The sequence below is a fragment of the Pararhizobium sp. genome (assembly GCF_965279435.1).
GTDB lineage: Bacteria > Pseudomonadota > Alphaproteobacteria > Rhizobiales > Rhizobiaceae > Pararhizobium.
On sequence record NZ_CBDIHY010000003.1, the window covers coordinates 2,861,352 to 2,887,992 of the forward strand.

Consider the following 26,641-nt stretch of genomic DNA (forward strand, 5'->3'; position numbering starts at 1 on the left):
TGCCGGGAGGGAACCTTTACCTACAGGACGCGGTTGGCGCAAATAAGCCTCGTTTCCAAAGGGCTGGATTTGAAGAAGGATTGTTCGTGTCGGCAGATTTCTGGATGTTCGTTGTCATCGGCTTTTTTGCACAACTGGTCGATGGCGCTCTCGGCATGGCTTTCGGCCTGTTGTCCACCACCAGCCTGCTTGCGGTTGGAATCCCGCCGGCAACGGCAAGCGCCATGACCCATATCGCCGAGATTTTCACCACCGCTGCCTCCGGAGCATCCCACACCTATCAGCGCAATATCGACTGGCGTCTCGTCGCGCGCCTTGCACCGGCCGGCATGATCGGCGGGGCACTCGGCGCCTACGGCATCTCCAATGTCGATGGCGAACTGATCGAGCCTTTCGTCTCGGCCTATCTGGTGCTGGTCGGCATCTACATACTGTTCAAGGCCTTTCGGCCTCTCTGGCTGCGCGAAGTCCGGGATTGGGCGGTGCCGTTCATCGGTCTGGGTGGCGGCGCGCTCGACGCGGCGGGCGGCGGCGGGTGGGGGCCGATTGTCACCACATCGTTGATTGGCCGCGGCCATGAGCCGAAGAAGGTTATCGGCTCCACCAGCCTCACCGAATTTGCCGTCACGCTGACGATTTCGGCGACCTTCGTCCTGACATTGGGCTGGTCGGATCTGGGGTCGGCCCTCGGCCTCGTGCTTGGCGGTGTGCTCGCCGCCCCGATCGGTGCGCTGGTCGTCAAGCGTCTGCCCATACGGCCATTGATGATCGCCGTTTCCCTGGTGATCATTGCCACATCGGCCATTCGAATCTTCTGATCTGCCGCGCCGGATCCGATTTCTCCAAGCGCGCCGGTTGATTTCGGAACCGCTGTGCTCATCAGGCGTTGCATCCTGTGAAGATTTAGGAAATCATCCCCACCGGAGGAATGTCTCATGAAACGCTTGATCACCACGTTTGCCATGGTTCTCGTCACCGCAACGGCCGCCTTTGCGCAATCGTCATCGCAGACGGCCATTGCCAATTTCGTCGGCAAGGATGGCAAGGAGACCGGCCGGGCATCGCTGACCCAAGGTAAGAACGGCGTACTGATTGAAGTGGAAGTGACCAACCTGCCGCCCGGAAAATGGGTGGCTTTCCATGTCCACGAAACCGGTAAATGCGACGCCGCGCACAATCACGAATCCGCCGGCAAGCATTTCAATCCCGGCAAGACCGAGCACGGCTTTCTCGCTGTCAACGGCCCCCATGCTGGTGATATGCCCAATCAGTATGTCGGCGCTGATGGCGTCATGCGCGCCCAGGTCTTCAACAGCATGGTTGCGCTCGATAATGCCGAAAACGGTATTCGCGGCCGGGCATTGATGGTTCATGCAAAATCCGACGACAATCGCAGCCAGCCCTCGGGCGATGCCGGCGACAGGCTCGCCTGCGCCGTCATTGAATAACGCATCATACGGTTCGACGGCGCCTATCGTCCGCCGACTTTAAGCCCAGGTGCCGGGCGTTCGTCGAGGATCTGGCGGCGGAAGCGGAAGAGGGCGGCAGGCCGGCCGCCGGTTGCAGCCGTCAGCATGCCGGTCGGCTCGACCAGTTCGGCACCTTCGACCAGACGGCGGAAATTCTGCTTGTGCAGGTGCCGCCCGGAAATCGCCTCGACCGTCGCCTGCAGGTCGGTCAGCGTGAATTCCGGCGGCATCAGCTCGAAGATCACCGGCCGGTATTTGATTTTTCCGCGCAGGCGCGCAATGGCGGTGGCAACGATGCGGCGGTGATCGTGGCGCATAGTGAGGCCAACCGGCGGGGTACCTGTGGTGGCAGCGCGGCCGTCGATTACCGCTTCGCCGACAAGGCCTGCCTCATAAAGCAACTCGTAACGCTCCAGCACACGCTCCTCGTCCCACGGGAAATCGTCGAGCCCGAAGGCAAGGCGCGTGCGGGTGCGCCGTTGCGGCAGGCCCATGCGCTCGTCCTGATGCCCACTCTTTTCCCATTGACGAAGCGCCGGAAGGATAAGCTGGTCGATCAGCACCGGCCGGCCTTGCCGCCAGTCTTCCCACGGCAGGTAGCTGTACCAGTCGCGCCAATGCGCGCCGGCCTCAGCCAGCCGGGCATTGTTTTCCGCGTCGGTGCGGGTGAGCGCCAGATAGCCGACAGACACCATATGGGTGCTGCTTTCACCGGCCAGGCGGTGGCGGCCCTGGTCGCCGAATGTGTAGAGCTGTTCGATATAGCCAAGGTCAAGCGCCGTCTGCTGTTCGACACTGGCGCGCAGGCTGGTTTCGAACGTCCGGTGCCGGGCCGGATCGAACGGACCAAACGGCAGGCCGTCGCGGTTGTCACCCTGCTCGTCGCTGACCGCGAGGATGCGTGGCGAACGGTTGGTGACTGCGACGATCGCCGCGTTGAGGCCGATTTCGACAGTGATAGCCCGCTCAACCGGCATGGGCGGCAGGCTCCGGCAACGGCGAGAAGACGAAAGGCACGTTTCCATCCGTATCGGCACCACGGCCGATCGCCTTGATCGCCGCCGCTAACCGGCCGTTGCGCGACAAAAGCCGGTCGCCGATCTCGATCAGCCGGGAATTGGGGGTGACATAGGCCGAGGCGGCGCGCAGCCGCAGGGCAAGTGCTGTCTCATCCTGATCGGGTGCCACCGCCAGGGATGCGATAACAGCAGCGGCAGGCGAACGCGAAATACCCATCCAGCAATGGATCAAGAGCGGTGCCGACCGGTCCCACTGCTTCGCAAATTCGATGATCTGCAGCACATGCTCTTCGCCCGGCGCGACAAGCACCGCGTTGCCGGCAAAGGTGATATCGTTCATCCCCAGCAGCAGATGACGGTCAGCCGCGATCACTGCCGGGCGATGGAACGCCTGCTCCTTCGCCATCAGGCTGATCATTTCGCAGGCACGGTGGCGCACGGCCATCTCGGCGATGCGCGACAAGGGCGAGACGACAATCACCGGCATCTCAGGACACCGCCCGCACAGCGGCCCGTTGCGCCTCAATGGCCTCGAACCGGTCGGCAAACAATCTTTGCGCCTCGACGGCGGGCAGCGGATCGATCAGGATCATCTCGCGGGTAATGCCGCGCGGCTGGCCGAAGAATTTGCGGGCTTCCGCAAGTGAAAACCCGGCAAGCACCGTCGCCTCGAAATAGGCGGCGATCTGATCGGCTTTCTTGATCCGCGTCTTCAATTCGGCCGGTGCGGTGGACGGCAGCCCGAAACGCAGATGGATGGCGCCTTCCAACCGCTTCTCCACGACCTTGTAGCCACCGCCGACCACCGCCTTGAACGGCGAAATCATGTCGCCGATCACATATTCCGGGGCATCGTGCAGCAGCGCCATCTGGCACTCGTCGGCCGTGCAGCTGAACTGCCGGCGAAAGATCTCCTCGACCACAAGGCTGTGCTGGGCGACGGAAAAGGCATGGTCGCCGTCCGTCTGGCCATTCCAGCGGGCGACGCGGGCCAGCCCATGGGCGATATCGGACAATTCGACATCAAGCGGCGACGGATCAAGCAGATCGAGCCGCCGTCCCGAAAGCATGCGCTGCCAAGCACGGGCAGACATCAGGCGCTTTCCTCGCCGGCTTCAACCGGGAAGTCGAGCCCGCTCCAGGCGGGCAGGGTAAGCGTCACTGCGATGTTGCCGGCAAGGATCGGCTCACCCGAGGCGATGGCGTCACCGGCCTTGTCGATGCGCACGATGGCAAGCCCCGACGACCCGGTGACGCTGCCAAGCACACCGATCGAACGTCCCTTGGCGGTCAGCGGGGTTCCGGTTTCCGGCAAAGCGGTCTCGGCCGCGACGATGACGACACGCCGCCGTGCGGTGCCGCGGTGCTGCATGCGCGACACGACCTCCTGGCCGACATAGCAGCCTTTCTTGAAGGACAATGCTCCATTCTTGTCCATCAGCACATCATGGGGAAATGCGTCCTGCAGAGCATAGTCCGCGCCCGAAACGGCAATGCCGTTGAGGATGCGCAGGCGATCATAGTCATCGATTCCAGCGGTTTCGCCCTCAGTATCATAGGTGCGGTAAACCTCCTGTCCGGCTTTTGCGAACCGCGCGTCGCGATAGGCGCCCGGCGCCGCATTGAAGCGGGCGGTGACTGTGGCCGGATTGGTCAGAGACAGCGAAATCGGTGCGCGCAGCTTGTACATTGTCAACCGCTTCAACAGCGATTCGGCCTGGTCAGTGCCAGTTTCGAGGCGGATCGAGGTGCCGTCGCGGGTGACGATGAAGTCGAAGAGAATCTTGCCCTGGGGTGTCAGAAGCGCACCGGGTTTGGCTTCGCCGTCTTCGAGCAGATCGAGATCGGTGGTGATCAGCGCCTGGAGAAATTCCTGCGCATCCTGTCCGGACACGGTAATCATGGCACGATCTTGAAGGGCGACGGGCTGCATGGCGTTTGTCCTGTTCATCAAGTCAAACAGATAGGATTTCACAGGCGTCGCGGCAAGCGCTTTGCGTGTGTCCTCAGTCGCCAGCCACGAAAAATTTCCACTGACCATCGGGTGTGATGCCGACGCGATAGAAATTATAGTTGCCACCTTCTTCCATCTCGGCAAAATCGCCAGCCGTTAACAGCCGGAACAGATCGACTTTTTCCGGTGGGGTCAGCGATGCCAGTGGCTTCTCGGTAAAATAGGGCCAGACATAGGCTTCCTCGGGCGTACCCTTTTCCGTCAGCACGAAGCCGGTCGACAGCACGTCAAGCAGGATTGCCAGGATTTCGATGCCCTGCGGATCGCCCGACAAGCCTTTCAGTGTCTCGATAGGATCGGCGTCGGCTTCGCCGACCTGCGTCTGGGTCGGACCCTTGCCGAGCAGGGGACGCAGCCGCTCGATATCGCCGGAGGCGGCCGCCTCGACGATCAACTCGCGCATTCGCGCGACCGGTTCGGGGATTTTCGATACGTCCGACAGCACCTCGACGGGTGCTGCGGGTGCCGTATCTTCGACCGTGTCGTCCTTGGCATGGGGTTTAGATTTGTTGACCAGCGGATCCGGCATCGGGATCTGCATCGGGACCTTTTCGCGCGGCTTTTCTTCTGCCGGAACGTCCTTGGCTTTCTGGTCCTGGCTGACTTCGCCAGGAATCTGCTTCAACTCGCTGAGCGCCAGCGCGGCATGCGGCGTGAGCAGGGAGGATGCGAAAAGACCGGCGAGAAACAATGCGGAAAGGCGAACCGCACGCGTCCGGCATGCTGATATCTGACGTTCCATGATGGCCTCGAAACTACTGCAGGGTCCGTTCCGGCGAGAATTCACCGGCCAGCATACGCTCGCGAAGCGAGTTCAGCATGGCCTCGGCACCGTTTTCGCCGTGAAGGCGGATCGTTTCACGCATGGCAAGCGCAATGGCAGCGTCGGCAATGATTTCAGGCTCGATACCATCGGCCATTCCATCCGCCCAGGCTTCACTCTGGTGTTCCAGGGCTGCCTGCATCTTCTCATGAACAATCATGTCGTCGATGTCATTCAGACTTGGTTCCATCATTCGTTCCATGCCGTTTCACGCTCTTTACTTGGCACCAGACTCGGGGCGATGCCACTTCTTACCACTCTCTTAACAACCTTAGCAGCCTTTTCCCAAAACGACACGGGCTCCTGAAGAAAGAGGTTAATTTATCGTTAATTTCCAAAGCGGGCGGTTATTTCTGAAGCAAGTGTTGCTCCTTCGGCACGATATCGCTCATCCGCAACCACGGCCGGGGGCGTGCAGGCAGTATAAACGGAGGCAAATGCCCGATAACCGCGATTGAAGGCAGCCGTCATGCGGGCACGCCGCTCAGCCTCGCCCAGTGCCTCCTTGTCGAGCAGATTCTGCATGGACTGGCGCCAGGTGTCGGCGGCCGGATCCTTGCAGAGTGTGCGTAAATAGTGAACAGAACCAAGGATTTCCGACAAGCGCAGCAGGCGCGCATCATAGGGGGCGGGTTTCTCTGCAGCAACTGCCGGGACGCCTAAAGGCGGCGTACCCTGCGCCTGCGCACCGAGTGGCAGGCCGGCGAAAGCCAGCAGCAGAAACGATCGTGTGGCCAGAAAACGGATCATCGCCCTTTCAAGCCCCGAATCATGCCTTGGGGCAAGCGGATTTTGGCGAGGCACTCATCGCTGGCGGAGCGTTTCGAGTTTTTCCACGCATTGCCGGACACTTTCGGGGATCGGAAGGTCAAAAATTTCATCGGCCGTATACCAGCCGATATCGGCTGCATCGTCAGCCGCGACGGCAACACGATCGGCATCGGCTTCGACCCTGAACACCGAAAGAAAGAAGTGCCGGGCGCTGGCTCCATCCGATTCGCTCGGCGGTAGATCGTAAGTCTCAAACAGCAGCGGATTGCGTGGCAGAATGCCGGTTTCCTCATGAAACTCGCGCACCGCGGTTTCCGCCGGTGTTTCGCCTGCCTCCGCCCGGCCGCCCGGAAACGCATACATATCGGCGGATGGCGGATTGGCACGGCGCACAAGCAGGTAACGCCCGTTGCGTTCGAGAATCGCGGACGAGGCAAGTTGTGGGGAGGCTGTCATGCTGATGAGACCGGAAGAATATTGAAAATCTTGACCCACCTTAGGCGAAGTGCGATTTGAATGCCATGTGCGGACGATTTTCGCTGACGGCGACACCCAAGGAACTGGCGGATATTTTCGGTCTTCTGGAAACGGAGGATTTTCCGGCGCGCTTCAATATTGCCCCGACGCAACCGGTCATCATCGTCATGTCCGGCGAGCGGCAGCGGCCGGGCAGCAATTTGCCGGACCGCCGGGCGCTTCTGGTGCGCTGGGGGCTGACACCATCCTGGGTCAAGGACCCGCGTGATTTTCCGCTTTTGATCAATGCGCGCGCTGAGACTGCGGCCGAAAAGGCCTCGTTCAAGGCGGCGATGCGCCACCGGCGCGTTCTGATCCCGGCATCCGGTTTCTACGAGTGGCATCGGCCATCGAAGGAAAGCGGCACGGCATCACAGGCCTACTGGATCAAGCCCCGGAACGGCGGCATTGTCGCATTTGCCGGGCTGATGGAAACGTGGTCCTCAGTGGATGGATCAGAGGTCGATACGGCTGCAATTCTGACAACGCATGCCAATGCGCGGATCGGCGATGTCCATGACCGGATGCCGGTGGTGATCAAGCCGGAGGATTTCGCCCGCTGGCTTGATTGCCGCACGCAGGAGCCACGCGATGTCGCTGATTTGCTGGCGCCGATCGATGACGACTATTTCGACGTCATCGCCGTGTCGGACCGGGTCAACAAGGTGGCCAACACCGGAGCCGATCTTCAAACGCCTGTGCATGTGTCGGCACGGCCTGTCTCAAAGCCGAAAGACCCGCCCGTAAATCCGCAGCTGTCGCTCTTTTGAACGATCAGGCCATATCTTCGCTCAGGCGGGCTTCTTGACCGGCTTCGGCTTGATCTGCAGCGCAGCGGCAAGCACGGCCTTCAGGCCAAGCGGACGGTATTGCTCGATAAGATCGGCCGACGCTCGCGGGCTGTTCTTGTCGGTATTTTTACCAGGCATTTCAATCTCTCCTCAGATGCTTTCCCTAAGCGGAAGCGCTTCGTCCGGTGTGTTCTCCACCAAAACGGCGTTCCTTATTGTGCCCCAGGAAACAGGCTTTAATGTGCAAGTGCTCAAAGCCCTGCGTCCCCGGACATCTGGCCTCTCCAGATAAGCGTAATCATGACAAAACAATGACGAATAATCCAGTATTGCAACAGAATATGCTGGAGCGCGGCTGACCTCTTGACCGGGACGGATCGAAGCGCGATAAAGCAGCCCATGAAAACGGTTATCTGCATTACCTGCCGGATTATTATTCGCTAGCCTCAAAGCTGGCCTGGCCGTTTTCGTCTCCCAAAAATCAAGATGACAACGCAAAGGTCCAGCCGGGCGCCTGCGTGCTTCGGCCATATGCGGAATGGGAGATTGGGAATGGACGGACTGCCGACACTGAAACTGTACAATACGCTGACCCGGGAGAAGGCGGTCTTTGCGCCGATCGATCCCGACAATGTCCGCATGTATGTCTGCGGCCCGACGGTTTATGACTTCGCCCATATCGGCAACGCCCGCCCGGTCATCGTCTTTGACGTGCTCTACCGGCTGCTGCGTCATGTCTACGGCGAAAGCCACCTCACCTATGCGCGTAACATCACCGACGTCGACGACAAGATCAACGCACGGGCGCTGCGGGATTTTCCGAACCTGCCTTTGAACGATGCCATTCGCGCCGTGACGGAAAAGACCGAAACGCAGTTTCTGGAGGACGCCAAGGCGCTCGGATGCCTCGACCCCGACGTGCAGCCGCGCGCCACAGACAACATCGCCCAGATGATCGAGATCATCGAGACGCTGATCGTCAAGGGCCATGCCTATGCGGCCGAAGGCGAAGTGCTGTTCGATACGCGCTCAATGGCGGACTACGGACAGCTGTCGAAGCGCAATCTCGACGAACAGCAGGCCGGTATCCGCATCGCCGTCGATGTCCACAAGAAGAACCCTGGCGATTTTGTCCTCTGGAAACTCTCGTCTGATAATGAGCCCGGCTGGGAAAGCTCATGGGGCAGGGGCCGCCCCGGCTGGCATATCGAATGCTCGGCGATGAGCCAGCGCTATCTCGGCGAAACCTTCGATATCCATGGTGGTGGCCTCGACCTGATCTTCCCGCACCACGAAAACGAGATCGCCCAGTCGCGTTGCGCTCATGGCACTGACGTGATGGCCAATGTCTGGATGCATAACGGCTTCGTGCAGGTCGAAGGCCGCAAGATGTCGAAATCAGACGGCAACTTCGTCACCATCTACGAACTTCTGCACACCGAGACCTTTGGCGGCCGCAAGTGGCCGGGCGAGGTTCTGCGCTTGGCCATGCTGATGACGCATTACCGCGAGCCGATCGATTTTTCGATCAAGCGGTTGGAAGAGGCGGAGCGTCTTCTGGCCAAGTGGCCGGCCGGAAAGCCTAGCGATGCTGCCCCGGATGCGTCCGTGCTCAACGCACTGGCCGATGATCTGAACACGGTCGCAGCGGTACAAGCGCTGCACGCCTTGGCTTCTGCCGCCAATGCGGACCCGGCTGCACTGCCGGTCTTTGCCGCAAGTGCTGCATTGCTCGGTGTTCTGCCCAAGGGGGCTGAAGTTGACGGCGCAGTTGCTTCGGCTGTTGAAGCACTGGTGGCGATGCGGCTTGAAATGTTGAAGGCCAAAAACTTTGCGGAGGCCGACAAGATCCGCGACGATCTCGCCGCCAAGGGCATCCAGTTGAAGGACGGCAAGGATACAGAGACCGGCGAGCGGGTAACGGCGTGGGAGGTCAGGCGGTGAGCCTTGCCACCCCCCTCTGTCACTTCGTGACATCTCCCCCACAAGGAGGGAGATCGGGAGCTCTCTGCCGTCGAATGCGCAAGCGGTTTGCTCTATCGGTCGTGGTGGGAAATTGGTTTGATTTGTCGTGCTCCTATGCTCACGATGTAAGGGGTATTGGTGGGCAGGGCACTCGCCGAATACAATCTCCCCCCTTGTGGGGGAGATGTCACGAAGTGACAGAGGGGGTTATCATGCCGCATACTTTGATCCCTTCGAAAATTCGCGGAAATTCGCGCAAAATGCGCAAGAATCTGACGGATGCTGAACTCAAGCTCTGGAATGAATTGCGTGCTCACCGGCCGATGGGCATCGGATTCAGGCGTCAATTCCCGATCGCAGGCTATATCGCCGATTTTGCCTGCCCAACGCATCGCTTGATCATTGAACTGGATGGCACGCAGCATGCGACCGATGAAAATGCGATCTATGATGCCGTACGCACCAGACGTTTGGAGGACGATGGCTGGACGGTGCTTCGATTTTGGAATGATGAGGTTCTGAAGGACGTCGATAGTGTTTGTGCCCATATCCTCAAGATTTTGAAGGTGGACCTTCCATGACCGCTCTCGTCCATACCGGTGGGTGCCAGTGTGGCGCCGTTCGCTTCCGTGTCGACGGCGCGCTCGGCGATGCCTCCGTCTGTCATTGCCGCATGTGCCAGAAGGCTGCGGGAAATTTCTATTTGCCGCTGGTTTCCGTGCGTCAGGCAAAGCTTGTCTGGACGCGTGGCGAGCCGAAGCGCTTCCAGTCCTCCAACGCAGCGTCACGCGGCTTTTGCGGCGATTGCGGCACGCCGCTGACCTATGAGGCGCCGGATGGCGTGGCACTCACAATCGCCGCCTTCGACAGGCCGGAAGGGATCGTCCCAACAATCCAGTGGGGCATCGAGGCCAAGTTGCCCTATGTCGATCACATCCCGCATTTGCCGGGCGAGGATACGATGGCCGATCAGGATGCCACATCCTTCCTTGCCAATCTGGTTTCCTACCAGCACCCGGATCACGACACGGCTGAATGGCCGCCGGAGGAGCGCGGATGAGCATCAGCCGCATCTATACCGGGGGCTGTCAGTGCGGGGCGGTGCGTTACCGGGCGGAGGGAACGCTCGGCGATCCGCATCTGTGCCATTGCCGCATGTGCCAGAAGGCATCCGGCAATTATTTCATGCCGCTCGCCAATGCGCCGCGCGCCAATTTCAGCATCACCCGCGGCGCTCCCGGCTGGTTCCGCTCGTCACATCTGGTCCGGCGCGGCTTTTGTTTCCTCTGCGGCACGCCGCTGTTTTACGATATGCCGGAGGTTGATTTCATCAATATCGTGCTCGGCTCGCTCGATGATCCCTATGATGTGCGACCGCTGACCCAATCCGGTGTCGAATCGCGCATGCCCTGGTTTTCGCATCTGCCGGGATTGCCCGGCACGGAGATGGACGACGGCAGCGAGCCGATCACCGAGCGGCATATCGCCATTCTCGAATCGAACCGCCAGCATCCCGACTACGATACTGAACATTGGCCACCGGAGGACTGAGATGACCGAAACCAATCGAACCGGAGGCTGCCAGTGTGGAGCCGTTCGCTTCAAGATCCATGGCGCGCTCGGCCGCCCGTCGATCTGCCATTGCCGCATGTGCCAGAAGGCCTTTGGCGGCTTCTTCGGGCCGCTCGTCACCGTGAAAGGCGAGACGGAATGGACACGCGGCGAGCCCAGCTATTTCCAGTCTTCCATCAATATCGCGCGCGGCTTCTGCGCTGCCTGCGGCACGCCTTTGACCTACAAACATCCGGGCGGGCTTGAGATCGCCATCGGCGCCTTTGACGACCGCTCTGATCTCGCGCCGCAGATCCAGGTGAATTTTGCCGCCCGCAATGACTGGATAACGACGATCTTCGACCAGCCGGTGCATGAGGATCCCAACTATTACATGCAGCAGGAACAGATCATCTCGTTCCAGCATCCGGACCACGACACCGAGGTCTGGCCGCAATTTCCGCACATCTCCTGACCCGGCCGCTTAAAATCATCCTTGAAAGCAGACAGCATGACCGAAATTCTCCGCACGCTCTATCCTGAAATCGAGGCCTATGCCTCCGGCCATCTCGACGCAGGTGATGGCCATAGGATCTATTGGGAAAAATCCGGAACGCCGGGCGCAAAACCGGCCGTCTTCCTGCACGGCGGCCCCGGCGGCACGATTTCGCCGAACCACCGCCGCCTGTTTGATCCGAAGCTTTATGATGTGACCCTGTTCGACCAGCGCGGTTGTGGCAAGTCCACCCCGCATGCGGAACTGGACGCCAACACCACCTGGCATCTGGTTGCCGATATCGAGCGGCTGCGCGAGATGGCGGGCGTCGATCAATGGCTGGTCTTCGGCGGCTCCTGGGGCTCGACGCTGGCGCTTGCCTATGCGGAAAAACATCCGCAGCGCGTGTCCGAACTGGTCGTGCGCGGCATCTACACGCTGACCAAGGCCGAGCTCGACTGGTACTATCAGTTCGGCGTCTCGGAAATGTTCCCCGACAAATGGGAGCGCTTCATCGCACCGATCCCGGAAAACGAACGCCACGAAATGATGCACGCCTATCACCGGCGGCTGACCAGCGATGACCGGGCGACCCGCGTTGCTGCCGCCATGGCCTGGAGCATCTGGGAAGGCGAAACCATCACGCTTTTGCCGGAACCGTCGACCTCGACGCCGTTCGAACAGGAAGAATACGCCCACGCTTTTGCCCGCATCGAAAACCATTTCTTCGTCAATGCCGGCTGGCTGGACGAGGGACAGCTTCTGCGCGACGCGCACAGGCTTCATGGCATCCCAGGCGTCATTGTCCACGGCCGCTACGACATGCCGTGCCCGGCGAAATACGCCTGGGCGCTGCACAAGGCCTGGCCGGAATCGGAGTTTCACCTGATCGAAGGGGCGGGACACGCCTATTCCGAACCCGGCATTCTCGATCGGCTGATCCGCGCGACGGATGGGTTTGCGGGGAAGAAGTGACATGACTGTGTATGCCGCTTGCACCCCCCTCTGTCACTGCGTGACATCTCCCCCACAAGGGGGGAGATCATTCATTTCCTCTGCGCTGGTTAGAGGTGCAAAAAGCCTACGGTCAATCTCCCCCCTTGTGGGGGAGATGTCGGCGTTGCCGACAGAGGGCGGTAATTCCCGGAATGACGGAGGTAGGGCATGACCCGCGAACGCATCCACCTCTTCGACACCACGCTGCGCGACGGCCAGCAGACGCCGGGCATCGATTTTTCGGTCGAGGACAAGATTGCCATTGCGACGATGCTGGATGAGTTCGGCATGGATTATGTCGAGGGCGGTTATCCCGGCGCCAATCCGACCGATACCGAATTCTTCAGCAAGAAGCGCACCAAGGCCGCCCGCTTCGTCGCCTTCGGCATGACCAAGCGCGCCGGTGTGTCCGCCTCCAACGATCCGGGGCTGACGGCGCTTTTGCAGGCGGAAAGCGACGCAATCTGTCTTGTCGCCAAGAGCTGGGACTATCATGTCCGCGTCGCCCTTGGCTGCACCAACGAGGAAAACCTCGAATCGATCCAGTCTTCCGTCGAAGCCGTTGTCGAAAGCGGCAAGGAAGCGATGATCGACTGCGAGCATTTCTTCGACGGCTACAAGGCCAACCCGGCCTATGCGCTTGCCTGCGCCAAATCCGCCTATGATGCCGGCGCCCGTTGGGTCGTTCTCTGCGATACCAATGGCGGCACGCAGCCGCCGGAAATCCGCGACATCGTCACGGCCATCATCGCCCACGGCGTGCCCGGCGCCAATCTCGGCATCCATGCGCACAATGATACAGGTCAGGCGGTCGCCAATTCACTGGCCGCAGTCGAGGCGGGTGTGCGCCAGATCCAGGGCACGCTGAACGGCATCGGCGAGCGCTGCGGCAACGCCAATCTGGTGACGCTGATCCCGACGCTGGCGCTGAAGGAAACCTATACCAGCCGCTTCGAGACGGCGATCGACGCCGACCGGCTGCAGGAACTGACCCAGCTGTCGCATGCCTTCGACGAGCTACTCAACCGCTCGCCCGACCACCAGATGCCCTATGTCGGCGCCTCCGCCTTTGCCACCAAGGCCGGCATCCATGCCTCGGCACTGCTGAAGGACCCGCGTACCTATGAGCACGTGACGCCCGAAAGCGTCGGCAACCTGCGCAAGGTCATGGTGTCGGATCAGGGCGGCAAGGCCAATTTCATCAACGCGTTGAAGCGCCGTGGCATCATCGTCTCCAAGGACGATCCGAAGCTCGACAAGCTGATCTCCATCGTCAAGGAAAACGAGGCGACCGGTTATGCCTATGAAGGCGCCGACGCGAGCTTCGCCATCCTTGCCCAGCGCATCCTCGGCTCGGTGCCTGATTTTTTCCATGTCGAGAGTTTCCGCGTCATGGTCGAGCGCCGCTTTGATGCCAACGGCCATTTGAAGACGGTTTCGGAAGCCGTGGTGAAAGTGTCGGTTGATGGGCAGGCGACCATGTCGGTCGCCGAGGGCCATGGCCCCGTCAACGCGCTGGATCTGGCGCTGCGCAAGGACCTTGGCAAATACCAGTCGGAGATCGAGGATCTCGAACTGGTGGACTACAAGGTCCGTATCCTCAACGGCGGCACCGAGGCCATAACCCGCGTCCTGATCGAATCCGTCGATGGCACCGGCGCCCGCTGGTGGACGGTCGGCGTCTCCGACAACATCATCGACGCATCGTTTCAGGCACTAATGGATTCAATCGTGTTCAAGCTGCTGAAGAACCGCGATCAGGCGGGGTTGGCGGCGGCGGAGTAGAAGGCTGTTGCCAAGCATTGCCGCAGGGTGGGGGTGGGTAATGCTGCGCGCGCAGGGGACCAATTCCTGTGGCAATCGTCAGGTCGGTGTCGGCTCGACTTTCTTGGCATTCGGCCGTCGCAGATTGAAAAGGTTGCCGACAACGATCAGTCCCGCGCCCATCGCCGTGAAACCGTCGATTGCCTCGGAGTATAACAGATAACCGAGCACGGCTGACAATGGCACCCGCAGATAGTCCATAGGCATCACGACTGTAGCATCCGCATGAGCCAGCGCCTTCGCCATGCAAAAATGGGCAAATGAGCCAGCGAATGCGAACAGGAATATCCACGGCCATGTCGAGGCCGACGGCCAAAGCCACACGTTCAGCGCCGGAATGATCCCGATGATCGATTGGATGACGAGCATCCAGAAGAGGATCTTTGTTGCACTGTCGGAACGGGTCAGTGCCTTTGTGGAAATGAAGGAAATAGCAAAGGCGAAGGCAGCACCCAGTGTTATCAAGTGGCCCGGATTGAGAGGGGCTACGCCGGGACGCACGATGAGCGCGACGCCCGCCAAACCAAAAAGGATCACGACCCCTTTTCGCCATGTCAGTCGTTCACCCAGGAATATGGCAGCCAGAAAAGCGGCCCAAATGGGCGCGGTGAACTCAATCGAAATGACCTGAGCCAGTGGGATCAGCGTCAAGCCAACCAACCAGGCATATTGCCCCGCATAGTGAGCAACGTTGCGGCCGATGTGTCTGAGCAGGATGCTGGTTCGCATCGCCCTGATGCCGCCTTCACGATAAACCAGCGGCAACAGCATGAAAAAGGCAATGACGGAACGCATCTCCATCGCCTGGAAGACGTCGATCTCACGCGTAATGATGCGGCCCGATACCGCCATGAGCAGTATCAGGACCACAGACGTCACCATCCATGCTGCCGCCTTTGCGATCGACGGACTGTTATCCATGCGGCACGTGCTTTCAAGTTCGAGTGGCGGCTCGGGATGGACGCGGATCGCCTGGTATCAGGGCGGGAGTATGCACCTGCTATAATCTGGCGCAGTCAAAAGTCATGTCCCGGCACGGTTCGGGATTCTTGCTGTGCCGGGTCGGTTCCACCTATCGGAGCGACCGTATTCACAATACCAGCCGAAACTTCGCAAACCCGTCGGCGCCGTCGCCCGCATCCTCGAGCTTCACGCTCTTCACATCAGCAATCAGCCCGCGCGCCTTCGGGCCGCTCTCGAACACCGCCGTAGCACCCTCCACCGGCTTGAAACTCCAGTTGCCATCGGCCGACGGATTGATCGTGCCTTCGGCGATGATGTAGCGGACGATGACGTCGCGGTTGGTGTCGGGGGCGGCGAAGACCACCTTGTCGGAAGCGATTTCCGGGAATTTGCCGCCGCCGCCGGCGCGATAATTGTTCGTGACGACGACGAATTTCTGCGCCGGGTCGATCGGCTTGCCGTCGAAGGCGAGGTTTTGAATACGGTTGGAATCTGGGTTCACCGCCTTGCCGTCGCCGTCATATTTGGCCGGTTGCGACAGGTCGATCTGGTAGGTAACGCCGTCGATGATGTCGAAATTGTAGGAGGGGAATGTGGTGTTGAGCAGGGCCACATCCTTGGCGCCGGGCTCGACGGTGTTGAACATGCCGGCCGACATTTCCAGCCAGTTCTTGACCTGCGCCCCGGTGACGACCACCGCCTGCACGGTATTCGGATAGAGATAGAGATCGGCGACGTTCTTGATGGCGATATCGCCGGCGGGAACGTCGGTGTAGTAGTCGGCGCCACCGCGTCCGCCCGCCTTGAACGGGGCTGCCGCCGACAGAACCGGAAGGTCCTTGAACTCCGTCTCCTTCAGCATGTCCTTGATATACCAGGTCTGCGCGTTGGAGACGATCTGCACGGAGGGATCATCGGCCACCAGCGCGAAATAGGAATAGAGCGGTGCCGTGGTCTTGCCGACCGGCGTGCGGATATAGGCGAGTGTCGCCTCATGCTCGGCGCTGGCGGCGGCGATGACATCGGCGCGGTCGGGAACATCGGCGACCACCTTCTTGTCCTCACGGTGATAGATCGGCCGCGCCTCGGTGGTGAAATCAACGATCTTCCAGCTGTTGCCGTCCTTTTCCAGCAGAAGGTCGATCAGGCCGAGATGCGAGCCCCAGAAACCGCCCATGACTGCGGGTTTGCCGAGCAGCGTGCCCTTGACCGGATCAACGCCTTCAATGCCGTCAAAGCTCTTGGGGCCGGGAAAGACGAGATGCTGATGGCCGGTAAACACGGCATCGATGCCCTCGACACCGGCGAGATAGAGTGAGGCATTTTCCATGCGGTCGCTCTGGCCGGAGCCATCGATACCGGAATGGGAAAGCGCGATGATGATATCCGCACCTGCCTCCTTCATCACAGGCACCCAGGCCTTGGCGGCCTCGACGATGTCGCGTGTCTGCGCCTTGCCCTCGAGGTTCTTGATGTCCCAGAGCATGATCTGTGGTGGCACGAAGCCGATAATGCCGATCCTCAGTTCGCTTGCGGCGCCCGAGCCGTCGGTGATGGTTTTTTCGATGATCGTGTAGGGCTTGAAGAACAGCGTGTCGTCCTTCGGGTTGGCTGCGAGTTGCCCCTTGGTCAGGTTGGCGCAGACGTAAGGGAAATTGGCACCGCCCAGCACCTTGAACATATAGTCGAGGCCATAGTTGAACTCATGATTGCCCAGCGTTCCGGCCTCGTAGCCGAGCACGTTCATTGCCTTGATGATCGGGTGGACGTCACCTTCCTTCATTCCGTGCTGATAGGCCATGTAGTCGCCCATCGGATTGCCCTGCAGGAAATCGCCATTGTCGACGAGGAAGGAATTGCCGGCCTCGGCGCGGATGGCGTCGATGATCGAGGCGGTGCGGGCAAGGCCCAGCGTGTCGTTCGGCTTGTCGCCGTAATAATCGTAAGGGAAGACGTGGACGTGGATGTCTGTGGTTTCCATGATGCGCAGATGCGCCTGATTGGCGGCCGCGCGCGCTGCAAAGGGGTGCAGAAAGACGAGGGCAGAGGTGGCTGCGACACCGCTCAGCAACGAGCGGCGGGTAATCGGGTGGAGCGCGAGGATGGATGACATCTAAAATTCCTTCGTCTGACCGGTCATTGCCTGGAGGGAACGTAAAGCGCCGGACTGTGAAATGCACCCCGTAAAATCTGGGTGTTTCGCCAATCCCGTAACAATTCTCTTACCGTCGATTGTGAGCTTTGCTGTAGCAAGGTTCACGGAAATGAATTGGTTGATCAATCGTCTTTGGAGTACGACGGCCAAAATGACTGAGGGCTGCCACACGGCAAGCCGCAACGGGATGAATGCCATGTCTGACGCGAAACAAATACCAGCGGTGCAAAATGGCGATTCCCCCCGCGGCTTCGCCTTCGCGCTGACCGCCTATCTGCTCTGGGGCTTCCTGCCGTTCTTCATGAAGGCCGTCGCGCATATCCCGGCTTTCGAGGTTGTCGCGCACCGCATCGTCTGGTCGGTACCGCTCGCCGGTGCCGTGCTGATCGTGCTTGGCCGCATGGACGACGTGAAGGTGGCGCTGCGCACGCCGCGCATGCTGAAAATGGCGATGCTGACGGCGGTGCTGATCACTATCAACTGGGGCATTTATGTCTGGGCGATCGGGGCAGGGCGGGCGCTGGAAACGGCACTCGGCTATTATATCAACCCGCTGTTCTCGATCTTCCTTGGTGCCGTCCTCCTGAAGGAAAAGCTCAATCCGGCGCAGATGGTGGCGATCGTTCTGGCTGCCATTGCCGTGGTCGTGCTTGCTTTCGATGCCGGCGGGCTGCCCTGGGTTTCCATCGGGCTGGCGCTTTCCTGGGGGCTCTATGCGTTCTTCCGCAAGACGCTGCCGGTTGGACCCAACCAGGGCTTCTTCCTGGAAGTGCTGCTGCTCAGCGTACCGGCGCTGGGCTATATCGCCTATCTGGAATTCACCGGTCAGGGACATTTCCTCGATACCGGCTGGGCCGACGTTGCCTGGCTGATGGCCTGCGGCGTCGTTACCGCGATCCCGCTGATGATCTACGCCAATGGCGCCAAGCTGTTGAAACTGTCGACCATCGGCATCATGCAGTACATCGCCCCGACGATGATCTTCATCATCGCCGTCTTCGTCTTCCACGAGCCCTTCGGCACATCGAAGCTGATCGCCTTCATTCTGATCTGGGCAGCACTGGCGGTCTATTCGACGTCGATGATCCTCGAAAGCCGCGCCCGCCGGGCGGCGGTGCCGAACCCGGCCGAATAGTCGGCCGGGATTTAAAAAGCTCTTTTAAAGCTTGGCGATGATCCCGTCGTCGCCGTCGCGATCGACCTGGCTGGCCCAATGGGCAAGCAGGGCCGGAACGACTTCGTCGGCTGCATCGATCACCAGCGGCTGGACGAGATGGGCGGTGTGGATGAAGCCGCTGTCGGCCATATGGTGGATCAGCTTCATCAGCGGATCCCAGAAACCGTTGATATTGACGAGCACGATCGGCTTGCGGTGGCGGCCAAGCTGCGCCCAGGTCATCACCTCGACGATTTCCTCAAGCGTACCGATGCCGCCCGGCAACGTGACGAATGCGTCCGAGCGCTCGAACATCTTGTGCTTGCGGTCATGCATGTCCGGCGTGACGATCAGTTCGCTGAGCTGCCCCAGTGAATGACGGGTGGCCTCCATATCCATCAGGAATTCTGGTATAATGCCGGTCACGCGGCCGCCATGCGAAAGAACGCCGCTTGCAACGGCTCCCATGATACCTTTCGTACCGCCGCCATAGACCAGGCGAAGGTGATTTTCGGCAATGGATTTGCCAAGAATCCGGCCGGCTTCCATGAAGGACGGATCGCGTCCGGGCTGTGAGCCACAGTAGACGCAGATGGATCGAATCGGGATATTTTTCTCGCTCATGGGCCAAAGAGACATCGCAAGGCAGCATGCGTCAAGAAAAATGACGGGAAACGGGGCTTTCAGCCGGTCTGAACATGCGGCGCTGCTTGTGGAAAACCTCGGGAATCGTTAGCAATTTTTAAGCATGGGCTGACGTTATGGGCTGGCTGATTCCGGTCAGCAGAAACAGGCGGAAAGCTGCGGGCATAAAGGCTTGGAAAAAGCTGTCCTTCTGCGCTCATGTCGGGCGCAGACGGTTCCGGGCCATTTGGAGATTTTGCATGATGAAGAACAAGGCCGGCTGGGTGGCCCTTATCGTCCTGGCAATTGCGTCACTGCTGATGATTTTCTTTGTCATGCCCAATATCAACGGCAGCAAGGACAAGGTCACGGCGCAAGCTCCGGCCGATAGTGTGGCCAAGCAACCCGACGCAACGCCAACCGACGTCAAGCCTGCGGATGCCAACACGGCAGACGCAAAGGGCGCGCGGCCGGTCGCTGGAAGCGAAACGGCGAACGCTCCGGCAGCCGAGGCGACAGCAACCGGGACCGGCTCGAAGTCTGCCGATCCGGCTGCCGCATGGACGGTGCCGGGCTTTGACGTGTTGCGCGTTGAGCCGGATGGCTCGACGGTGATTGCCGGACGGGCGCAACCCAATACCAAACTCGAGATCGTTAACGGCGACACTGTCGTTGGAACCGCCAATGTCGGCGCGACCGGCGATTTCGCAGCGATCTTCGACAATCCGCTGCCGGCCGGCGACTATCAGCTGACGCTGCGCAGCGTCGGCGAAAACGGCGTGACCAAATCCTCGGAAGAGGTCGCGACCGTCTCGATCCCGAAGGACAAGACAGGCGAACTGCTCGCCATGGTGTCGAAGCCCGGCGAAGCAAGCCGCATCATCACCAAACCGGTGGTTGACGCGACGACCGCTGCATCCGGTGACGTGGCAAAGGTTGAGCCAGCCCCAACCGCAGCAACAGCCACGGATGGCGCCAAACCTGCGGATGCCGCAGTTTCCACACAGACCCCGGCGACGGCGGCTGAGGCCACAGCAACCGGTGACAAGGCGCTGGTTGCCGTCTCCGCTGTCGAGATCGAAGGCAAGAAGATTTTCGTTGCCGGCAACGCCAAGGCCGGTGCGCTGGTGCGTATCTATGCCGATGACACGCTGGTGGGAGAAACCAAGACCGACGAGCAGGGCCGCTTCGTCGTCGACGGCACGCTCGAGCTCCCTGTCGGCAATCACACGATCCGTGCCGATATGATGGGTGCCGATGGCAGCAAGGTCGAGCTGCGTGCGGCCGTACCGTTCGATCGCCCGGTCGGCGATCAGGTGGCGGCCGTGGCGCAGGGTAACGCCCAGGGCTCTGTCGTCCCGTTCGATGGCGGCAGCTTCGATGGCTTGCGCCTGGAAGCAACCAAGGCACTGAGCCTGCTGAAGGGCCTGTTTGCCAACGGCAAGGTGCCGACGGCAGAGGAACTGGCGGCGGCGCGCTCGGCCACCGAAATCGCCCTGAAGTCGCTTGCTGATTTCAAGGTTGCCGACAATCTGGATGCCAATGTCAAGGAAATGGCGGCCAAGACCGCGACGGCCGCAACAGATGCGCTGACCATGCTGAAGGCGCTTCCGAAGGATGCGGCCAGCGTTTCGGCCTCGCTTGGCAAGATCGAAAGTGGGGTCGGCTCGGCGCTGATGCCGCGCACCGATGGTACCGGTAACGATGCGGTTGCCAGCCAGACCACGATGCCGGCACCGGCTCATGAGCGCGCTGCAGCAACAAGCACGGCACCCGCTGAAAGTGTCGATCCTGCAAAGCCTGCGACTGCGGAAACCGCACAGAAGCCTGCCGCAGAGTCAACCGCGCCTGCCGCTGAGACAGGCACGGCCGCGACGGTAACCGGAAACGCGACTGCAGCCACGGGCCAAGCTTCCGCCGAACCGGAAACCGTCCAGCAGGCGCCACTGCAGCAGAGCAAGACCTCCGTGATCATACGCCGTGGCGATACGCTCTGGCAGATTTCGCGGCGCGTCTATGGCGCCGGTGTCCGCTACACGACGATCTACCTGGCCAACGAGGATCAGATCGCTGATCCCGACCGGATTCTGCCGGGCCAGATCTTCGGCGTGCCGGACAAGGCGATGTCGGAGGCCGAATCGGAACAGATGCACCGCAAGCATGTGAAGCATCTGCCTTGATGGCTTTTCGTGTGCCGCTCCATTGCAGCGGGCGATGATCAGACTTATCTGAAACATAAAGCGGCGCCTTGAGAAGGGCGCCGCTTTCAATTGGAAAATTGCATTTGTACGCCTTTGCCGGATGCCCTTCATCCGCGCGACATTCAGGCTTGCAATGACGGCTGTGTTTGACAACGCGGCCGGGGAACGAAGGCGAGACAAGACGTGGCGCAGAAGAAGACGGTATCGGCGGATTCAGGCAATCCGCTGCAGACGATCATCAACCTCTGGCCCTACATGTGGCCGACTGACCGCGCGGACCTGAAGATGCGGGTCGTCTGGGCGACGGTCATCCTGTTGATCGCCAAGGTCGTGCTGCTGCTCGTGCCCTATTTCTTCAAATGGGCGACCGATGCGCTGAACGGCAAGACTGATATCGTCGGCGTTCTGCCTGTCGTGTTCACAGGCGCCGTCATGCTGGTGCTGGCCTATAATCTTGCTCGCCTGCTGCAGGCCGGGCTCAACCAGCTGCGCGATGCGCTGTTTGCCAGTGTCGGCCAGCATGCGGTGCGTCAGCTTGCCTATCGCACCTTCGTCCACATGCACCAACTGTCGCTGCGCTTCCATCTGGAGCGCCGCACCGGCGGCCTGTCGCGCATCATCGAGCGCGGCACCAAGGGCATCGAAACCATCGTCCGCTTCACCATTCTCAACACCGTGCCGACGCTGATCGAGTTCCTGATGACGGCGATCATCTTCTGGTGGGGCTATGGTTTCAGCTATCTGCTTGTCACTGCGGTGACGGTGGTTATCTATATCTGGTTCACCATCAAGGCGAGCGACTGGCGCATCGGCATCCGCCGCGCCATGAACGACAGCGATACCGACGCCAATACCAAGGCGATTGATTCGCTGCTCAACTTCGAAACGGTCAAATATTTCGGCAACGAAGAAATGGAAGCGAAGCGCTTCGACCAGTCGATGGAGCGCTACGAGCGCTCGGCGACGCAGGTCTGGACATCGCTCGGCTGGCTGAACTTTGGCCAGGCGGTGATTTTCGGTGCCGGTACGGCAATCATGATGGTGATGTCGGCGCTGGCCGTCCAGCGCGGCGAACAGTCGCTTGGCGATTTCGTCTTCATCAACGCCATGCTGATGCAGCTGTCCATCCCGCTCAATTTCATCGGCTTCGTCTACCGCGAAATCCGCCAGGGTCTGACCGATATCGAACAGATGTTCGACCTCTTGGAAGTCGAGGCCGAGGTCGTCGATAGCCCGGACGCAGTGGAACTGGCGATCGACAAGGGCGCCATTGCCTTCAAGGACGTGCATTTCGCCTATGATCCGGCCAGGCCAATCCTCAAAGGTATCTCGTTCGAGGTGCCGGCCGGCAAGACCGTCGCAGTCGTTGGCCCCTCCGGTGCTGGCAAGTCGACCTTGTCCCGGCTGCTGTACCGGTTCTACGACGTGCAGGAAGGCTCCATCACCATCGATGGCCAGGATGTGCGCGACGTGAAGCAGAAAAGTCTGCGCGCCGTCATCGGCATGGTGCCGCAGGATACCGTTCTGTTCAACGATACCATCGCCTACAACATCCGCTATGGCCGCACCTCCGCCTCTCAAGCCGAAGTCGAGACTGCAGCCGACATCGCCCAGATCGGCGGCTTCATCAATAGCCTGCCGGAAGGCTATGGCGCCATGGTCGGTGAGCGTGGCTTGAAGCTGTCGGGTGGCGAAAAGCAGCGTGTGGCGATTGCTCGCACGGTCCTGAAAAGCCCACCGATCCTCATCCTCGACGAGGCGACCTCGGCACTCGATACACGCACCGAGCAGGAAATCCAGACGGCGCTCGATATCGTCTCGCAGAACCGCACGACGCTGGTCATCGCCCACCGGCTGTCCACCGTCATCCATGCCGACGAAATCATCGTGCTGAAGGACGGAGGCATCGCCGAACGCGGCACCCATGGCGAATTGATCGACCGCGACGGCCTCTATGCGTCGATGTGGAACCGTCAGCGCGAAGCAACGCAGGCCGAAGAGACCTTGAAGAAGGTGCGCGAAAGCGACGATCTCGGTGTCGTGGTGCGCGGCGCGGCGGCGGTATGAGCGGTCTCAGTCGCCTGGTCCCGCGAACAGAATCAGATTGCCGTCCGGATCGAGCAGGATGAACGTCCGCGCTCCCCAGGGTTGTGTCTTCAATGACTGGTGGAAAGTAACGCGTGCCGCCTGGTAATCGAGAAAAAGCTGCTTGATGTCAGCGGCGCTGTCCAGCGTGATCGATGCCGACAGCAGTTCCGCACGCTGCCGGATATCGCCAATGAAAACCGGTTCCGAAACGAGACGCAGGCAAAGCCGTGCCTTGTCGCGCGCAACGATGCCTTAGAACGGCGGCTCGCCATAGGCAAAATCGACGGCGAAGCCGAGTTTTTCCGTGAAGAAGGCAAGGGATGCGGTGAAGTCGGAGACATAGAGGATTGCCTCTGTTCCGCTGAGATAAGGACGTTCGGAGATCGTTCCAGCCGGATTATTCATGGTTTTGGCTCCTGTCTTCAGCGCCGTCCATCGGTCGAAACCGTTCTGGCGGGCAACAAGCTCTTGGGCATCGGCAAGCGAGAACGCGGCGTCCAGAACCTCGTGGTCGGCAAGATGGGCGAAGCGGGGCAGGGTGGTGCGGATGACCGCCGCCACCGGATGATGCCGTTCGCGATGCCAGCGCAGATATTGCTTGGCCTGCTTCTTCAGGTTTTCGAGGTTCGGCATGGGCGCAGCTACGGTTTCTGTCGTAGGTGGGCATAGCCCCTTCGGCTTTTGCCGATGCGCCCTACAGCAACAGAGAGATTTTCTCTTGGTGTGCAGAGATTGTCAACATGGCGGCAAAGCGGCTTCGCCGCATTGCTCCCGCCATGTTTTCAGGTTAGGTCCATGGCGTCGAATTTGCAGGAGATGCCGTAAGATGAGCTTGATCAATACAGTGCGCAACACGCTGGTTCCGGTGCACAAGGAAGGGTATCGCTTCATCGCCGGTTTCTTCGTCGTTTCGCTGGTTCTCGGCTTCCTGTGGGAGCCGTTGATGTGGATCGGCTTCATCCTGACGGCCTGGTGCGCCTATTTCTTCCGTGATCCCGAGCGTATGACACCGCTTGACGACGATCTCGTCATCAGCCCGGCCGATGGCCGCGTTTCCTCGATCGCGATGATGACGCCGCCTGAAGAACTTGGCCTTGGAACGGTCCCGATGCTGCGCATCACCGTGTTCATGAATGTCTTCAATTGCCATGTGAACCGTGCGCCGATGCGCGGTCCTATCCGCCGCATCGCCTATCGTGCCGGCAAATTCGTCAATGCGGAACTCGACAAGGCGAGCCACGAGAACGAGCGCAACGGCCTGGTCATCGAGACCACCCATGGCGAAATCGGCGTTGTCCAGATTGCCGGCCTCGTCGCCCGCCGTATCATTTGCTGGTCGGCTCCCAATGACACGCTGCAGGCCGGCGAACGCTTCGGCCTCATCCGGTTCGGCTCGCGTCTTGATGTCTTCCTGCCGGAAGGCGCCGAGCCCCGCGTCAGCCTTGGCCAGACCGCCATTGCCGGCGAAACCGTTCTGGCGGAATTCGGCTCCGCCAAGGGGCCTGTCATCAGCCGGCGCGGCTGATGAACGAGCCTTCAGCGAAACAGGAGCAGATCATGGAAACGCCCTTTCCGCCCTTTGACCCGCATGGTCCGAACGACGACGACGAAGCGCGCGGGCCGCGCCTGCGGGAAATTCCGCTGCGGATGCTGGTCCCCAATGTCATCACGGTTCTGGCCATCTGCGCCGGGCTTTCGGGCGTTCGCCTCGCCTTCGAAGGACGCTTCGAACTTGCTGTGGCCATGGTGCTGGTCGCAGCTTTCCTCGACGGTATCGACGGGCGTGTCGCCCGTCTCTTGAAGGCCACGTCGAAATTCGGCGTCCAGATGGATTCGCTGGCCGACATCGTCAATTTCGGCGTCGCGCCGGCATTGGTTCTGTTCGCCTACGTGCTGGACGAAGCCCGCTCGATCGGCTGGATCGCCGCGCTGATCTACGTCATCGCCGCTGGTCTTCGCCTGGCCCGCTTCAATGTCATGGCCGAGCGCGATATCAAGGCCAAATGGCAGTCGGAATATTTTGTCGGCGTACCGGCCCCGGCTGGCGCCATGCTGGTGCTGCTGCCGGTCTATCTGGGGCTGCTCGGTGTGCAGCCGGGCCACCTCATGGGGTTGATTTCGTCAGCCTACACGGTGCTGATCGCATTCCTTCTCGTCAGCCGTCTGCCGGTCTGGTCGGGTAAGTCTGAAAACCGCGTTCGCCGCGATCTCGTTCTTCCGGTCATCCTGTTCGTCGTCCTCTATGTTGCGACGCTGATGAGCTTTACGTGGGAAACCATGGTCGTCACCGCCGTCGGCTACCTGTTGACGCTGCCGTTCGGCGCACGCGCCTGGCACCGCAAGTACGGTAGCAAGTGGCCGGGGCACCCCGATCTGTCAACGCCGGGCGAAGATGGCCTGCCGGTGGACAAAAATTTGTAAACGCTGTTTGGCTGGCGATTAGAGCTTGCAGCCTGACGAGGTGTCATGATGCTCAGACGAGCTTCCTGTGGTTGCGGCCAGTTGCAGATAGAAGTACACGGCGAGCCGCTGGGTGTTGGCGTCTGCCACTGCCTCGCCTGCCAGCAGCGAACCGGCAGTGTCTTTGCAGCATTGGCTGCATTTGCAGTGCCCTATACGGTTTTCGGAAGCGCTACGGATTATGTCCGGACGGGCGATCAGGGCGCCCGATTCCGGTTTCGCTTCTGCCCTGTCTGTGGAACAAATCTGTTTCACACTGAAGAAGAGGTGGATCAAGTCTCGGTGGCTGTTGCGGTTGGCGGTTTCGCCGACCCGGATTTTCCGGCCCCGCAGGACTCGGTTTACACCTGTCGCAAGCACTCTTGGGTTCAGTTGGCAGCGGGCATCACCATCTTTGACAAAGACCCGGTCTGATCTGAAGGTCAATCCGGCAGGCGGTAATCGACGATGCGGTTTTCGCGGACGATGAACAGCTTGCCGGTTTTCGTCTGATCAGGCTCCACGAGCGGCGGCAGCTTTGTGGCGAGAATGTCCAGTTTGCCCCAACGCTCGTTGATCGCGTCGCCGAGTTTGTCGATCGCTGCCATATCCGCACGGTCGAAGGGAACCAGCGTCGGCGGGCAGTCCGCCAGCCGACTTGATCGCGTCGTCAAGATCTTCCAGCCCGCCGACCGTGCGGCGCAGGCAATCACCTGCGCGCCGGCATTGGCCAGTTCAAGCGCTGTAAAATAGCCGATGCCGCGCTATGCGCCGGTGGAC

29 protein-coding genes and 1 pseudogene are annotated in these 26,641 nt (G+C 60.4%); 16 read left to right on the forward strand and 14 right to left on the reverse strand.

Annotated features, from left to right (window positions below):
- Positions 1 to 104 precede the first annotated feature (104 nt).
- On the forward strand, positions 105 to 818 hold the full coding sequence (locus ACQY8Q_RS19490) for a sulfite exporter TauE/SafE family protein (RefSeq protein ID WP_428429823.1): 714 nt from the start codon (positions 105 to 107) through the stop codon (positions 816 to 818).
- 144 nt (positions 819 to 962) lie between these two features.
- The gene (locus ACQY8Q_RS19495) at positions 963 to 1,448 is read left to right on the forward strand and encodes a superoxide dismutase family protein (protein ID WP_428429824.1); all 486 of its coding nucleotides are present in this window, start codon (positions 963 to 965) and stop codon (positions 1,446 to 1,448) included.
- Positions 1,449 to 1,471: 23 nt separating this feature from the next.
- Here ACQY8Q_RS19495 and ACQY8Q_RS19500 read toward each other — a convergent pair whose 3' ends face one another.
- The 8 genes from ACQY8Q_RS19500 to ACQY8Q_RS19535 all read right to left on the reverse strand — a co-directional run bounded on the left by ACQY8Q_RS19500 (position 1,472) and on the right by ACQY8Q_RS19535 (position 6,552).
- A complete protein-coding gene (locus tag ACQY8Q_RS19500; protein WP_428428079.1) occupies positions 1,472 to 2,446 on the reverse strand; it encodes an NUDIX hydrolase in 975 nt (324 codons plus the stop codon).
- Entirely contained in the window at positions 2,436 to 2,975 is a 540-nt protein-coding gene (locus ACQY8Q_RS19505) for a tyrosine phosphatase family protein (RefSeq protein ID WP_428428080.1), read from the reverse strand. The genes ACQY8Q_RS19500 and ACQY8Q_RS19505 overlap by 11 nt, the downstream gene beginning before the upstream one ends.
- A gap of 1 nt (position 2,976) precedes the next feature.
- Entirely contained in the window at positions 2,977 to 3,585 is a 609-nt protein-coding gene (locus tag ACQY8Q_RS19510; protein WP_428429825.1) for an HD domain-containing protein, read from the reverse strand.
- Positions 3,582 to 4,421 carry a YgfZ/GcvT domain-containing protein gene (locus ACQY8Q_RS19515; protein ID WP_428428081.1) on the reverse strand — a complete coding sequence of 280 codons (840 nt, stop codon included), beginning with the start codon at positions 4,419 to 4,421 and terminating at the stop codon, positions 3,582 to 3,584. The genes ACQY8Q_RS19510 and ACQY8Q_RS19515 overlap by 4 nt, the downstream gene beginning before the upstream one ends.
- 73 nt (positions 4,422 to 4,494) lie before the next feature.
- A complete protein-coding gene (locus ACQY8Q_RS19520) occupies positions 4,495 to 5,244 on the reverse strand; it encodes a hypothetical protein (protein ID WP_428428082.1) in 750 nt (249 codons plus the stop codon).
- A gap of 13 nt (positions 5,245 to 5,257) precedes the next feature.
- Positions 5,258 to 5,527: a hypothetical protein gene (locus ACQY8Q_RS19525; RefSeq protein WP_428428083.1), complete on the reverse strand. Its 270-nt coding sequence runs from the start codon at positions 5,525 to 5,527 to the stop codon at positions 5,258 to 5,260.
- A 125-nt stretch (positions 5,528 to 5,652) separates the two neighbouring features.
- A complete protein-coding gene (locus ACQY8Q_RS19530) occupies positions 5,653 to 6,075 on the reverse strand; it encodes a TIGR02301 family protein (protein ID WP_428428084.1) in 423 nt (140 codons plus the stop codon).
- A 54-nt stretch (positions 6,076 to 6,129) separates the two neighbouring features.
- Positions 6,130 to 6,552 (reverse strand): NUDIX hydrolase, encoded by a 423-nt coding sequence (locus tag ACQY8Q_RS19535; protein ID WP_428428085.1) that lies wholly within the window; start codon positions 6,550 to 6,552, stop codon positions 6,130 to 6,132.
- A 65-nt stretch (positions 6,553 to 6,617) separates the two neighbouring features.
- Here ACQY8Q_RS19535 and ACQY8Q_RS19540 point away from each other — a divergent pair, with 65 nt between their 5' ends.
- Positions 6,618 to 7,382, forward strand: coding sequence for an SOS response-associated peptidase (locus tag ACQY8Q_RS19540; protein ID WP_428428086.1), 765 nt, complete (start codon positions 6,618 to 6,620; stop codon positions 7,380 to 7,382).
- Between the two features lie 21 nt (positions 7,383 to 7,403).
- On the opposite strand, the gene ACQY8Q_RS19545 is transcribed toward ACQY8Q_RS19540, so the two are convergent.
- On the reverse strand, positions 7,404 to 7,541 hold the full coding sequence (locus ACQY8Q_RS19545; RefSeq protein ID WP_428428087.1) for a hypothetical protein: 138 nt from the start codon (positions 7,539 to 7,541) through the stop codon (positions 7,404 to 7,406).
- 414 nt (positions 7,542 to 7,955) lie between these two features.
- On the opposite strand from ACQY8Q_RS19545, the gene cysS reads away from it, so the two are divergent.
- From cysS to cimA, 7 genes are all read left to right on the forward strand, one after another.
- Positions 7,956 to 9,347: a cysteine--tRNA ligase gene (cysS, locus tag ACQY8Q_RS19550; protein WP_428428088.1), complete on the forward strand. Its 1,392-nt coding sequence runs from the start codon at positions 7,956 to 7,958 to the stop codon at positions 9,345 to 9,347.
- Between the two features lie 233 nt (positions 9,348 to 9,580).
- Positions 9,581 to 9,949 (forward strand): endonuclease domain-containing protein, encoded by a 369-nt coding sequence (locus ACQY8Q_RS19555; protein WP_428428089.1) that lies wholly within the window; start codon positions 9,581 to 9,583, stop codon positions 9,947 to 9,949.
- Positions 9,946 to 10,428 (forward strand): GFA family protein, encoded by a 483-nt coding sequence (locus ACQY8Q_RS19560; protein ID WP_428428090.1) that lies wholly within the window; start codon positions 9,946 to 9,948, stop codon positions 10,426 to 10,428. The genes ACQY8Q_RS19555 and ACQY8Q_RS19560 overlap by 4 nt, the downstream gene beginning before the upstream one ends.
- Positions 10,425 to 10,919: a GFA family protein gene (locus ACQY8Q_RS19565; protein WP_428428091.1), complete on the forward strand. Its 495-nt coding sequence runs from the start codon at positions 10,425 to 10,427 to the stop codon at positions 10,917 to 10,919. The genes ACQY8Q_RS19560 and ACQY8Q_RS19565 overlap by 4 nt, the downstream gene beginning before the upstream one ends.
- A gap of 1 nt (position 10,920) precedes the next feature.
- Positions 10,921 to 11,394, forward strand: a complete 474-nt coding sequence (locus ACQY8Q_RS19570) for a GFA family protein (protein WP_428428092.1) — start codon at positions 10,921 to 10,923, stop codon at positions 11,392 to 11,394.
- A 36-nt stretch (positions 11,395 to 11,430) separates the two neighbouring features.
- Entirely contained in the window at positions 11,431 to 12,390 is a 960-nt protein-coding gene (gene pip, locus ACQY8Q_RS19575) for a prolyl aminopeptidase (protein ID WP_428428093.1), read from the forward strand.
- 189 nt (positions 12,391 to 12,579) lie between these two features.
- Entirely contained in the window at positions 12,580 to 14,196 is a 1,617-nt protein-coding gene (gene cimA / locus ACQY8Q_RS19580) for a citramalate synthase (RefSeq protein ID WP_428428094.1), read from the forward strand.
- A gap of 78 nt (positions 14,197 to 14,274) precedes the next feature.
- Here cimA and ACQY8Q_RS19585 read toward each other — a convergent pair whose 3' ends face one another.
- Positions 14,275 to 15,156, reverse strand: coding sequence for a DMT family transporter (locus ACQY8Q_RS19585; protein ID WP_428428095.1), 882 nt, complete (start codon positions 15,154 to 15,156; stop codon positions 14,275 to 14,277).
- 169 nt (positions 15,157 to 15,325) lie between these two features.
- A complete protein-coding gene (locus ACQY8Q_RS19590; protein ID WP_428428096.1) occupies positions 15,326 to 17,311 on the reverse strand; it encodes a bifunctional 2',3'-cyclic-nucleotide 2'-phosphodiesterase/3'-nucleotidase in 1,986 nt (661 codons plus the stop codon).
- A 238-nt stretch (positions 17,312 to 17,549) separates the two neighbouring features.
- Here ACQY8Q_RS19590 and rarD point away from each other — a divergent pair, with 238 nt between their 5' ends.
- Entirely contained in the window at positions 17,550 to 18,488 is a 939-nt protein-coding gene (gene rarD, locus ACQY8Q_RS19595) for an EamA family transporter RarD (protein WP_428428097.1), read from the forward strand.
- Between the two features lie 24 nt (positions 18,489 to 18,512).
- On the opposite strand, the gene ACQY8Q_RS19600 is transcribed toward rarD, so the two are convergent.
- Positions 18,513 to 19,133, reverse strand: a complete 621-nt coding sequence (locus ACQY8Q_RS19600; RefSeq protein WP_428428098.1) for a TIGR00730 family Rossman fold protein — start codon at positions 19,131 to 19,133, stop codon at positions 18,513 to 18,515.
- 260 nt (positions 19,134 to 19,393) lie between these two features.
- Here ACQY8Q_RS19600 and ACQY8Q_RS19605 point away from each other — a divergent pair, with 260 nt between their 5' ends.
- Together ACQY8Q_RS19605 and ACQY8Q_RS19610 are read left to right on the forward strand one after the other, a co-directional pair.
- Positions 19,394 to 21,313, forward strand: a complete 1,920-nt coding sequence (locus ACQY8Q_RS19605) for a LysM peptidoglycan-binding domain-containing protein (protein WP_428428099.1) — start codon at positions 19,394 to 19,396, stop codon at positions 21,311 to 21,313.
- Positions 21,314 to 21,517: 204 nt separating this feature from the next.
- Positions 21,518 to 23,401, forward strand: coding sequence for an ABCB family ABC transporter ATP-binding protein/permease (locus ACQY8Q_RS19610; protein WP_428428100.1), 1,884 nt, complete (start codon positions 21,518 to 21,520; stop codon positions 23,399 to 23,401).
- A gap of 6 nt (positions 23,402 to 23,407) precedes the next feature.
- On the opposite strand, the pseudogene ACQY8Q_RS19615 reads toward ACQY8Q_RS19610, so the two are convergent.
- Positions 23,408 to 24,055, reverse strand: a pseudogene (locus tag ACQY8Q_RS19615) (VOC family protein).
- A 193-nt stretch (positions 24,056 to 24,248) separates the two neighbouring features.
- On the opposite strand from ACQY8Q_RS19615, the gene ACQY8Q_RS19620 reads away from it, so the two are divergent.
- The 3 genes from ACQY8Q_RS19620 to ACQY8Q_RS19630 are packed head-to-tail and all read left to right on the forward strand — an operon-like array spanning position 24,249 to position 26,296.
- Positions 24,249 to 24,947, forward strand: a complete 699-nt coding sequence (locus ACQY8Q_RS19620) for a phosphatidylserine decarboxylase (protein WP_428428101.1) — start codon at positions 24,249 to 24,251, stop codon at positions 24,945 to 24,947.
- A gap of 32 nt (positions 24,948 to 24,979) precedes the next feature.
- Positions 24,980 to 25,843, forward strand: coding sequence for a CDP-diacylglycerol--serine O-phosphatidyltransferase (pssA, locus tag ACQY8Q_RS19625; RefSeq protein ID WP_428428102.1), 864 nt, complete (start codon positions 24,980 to 24,982; stop codon positions 25,841 to 25,843).
- A gap of 45 nt (positions 25,844 to 25,888) precedes the next feature.
- On the forward strand, positions 25,889 to 26,296 hold the full coding sequence (locus tag ACQY8Q_RS19630; RefSeq protein WP_428428103.1) for a GFA family protein: 408 nt from the start codon (positions 25,889 to 25,891) through the stop codon (positions 26,294 to 26,296).
- An 8-nt stretch (positions 26,297 to 26,304) separates the two neighbouring features.
- Here the strand turns inward: ACQY8Q_RS19630 and ACQY8Q_RS19635 are convergent, their stop codons facing one another.
- Entirely contained in the window at positions 26,305 to 26,619 is a 315-nt protein-coding gene (locus ACQY8Q_RS19635) for an SDR family oxidoreductase (RefSeq protein ID WP_428429826.1), read from the reverse strand.
- Positions 26,620 to 26,641: the final 22 nt, after the last annotated feature.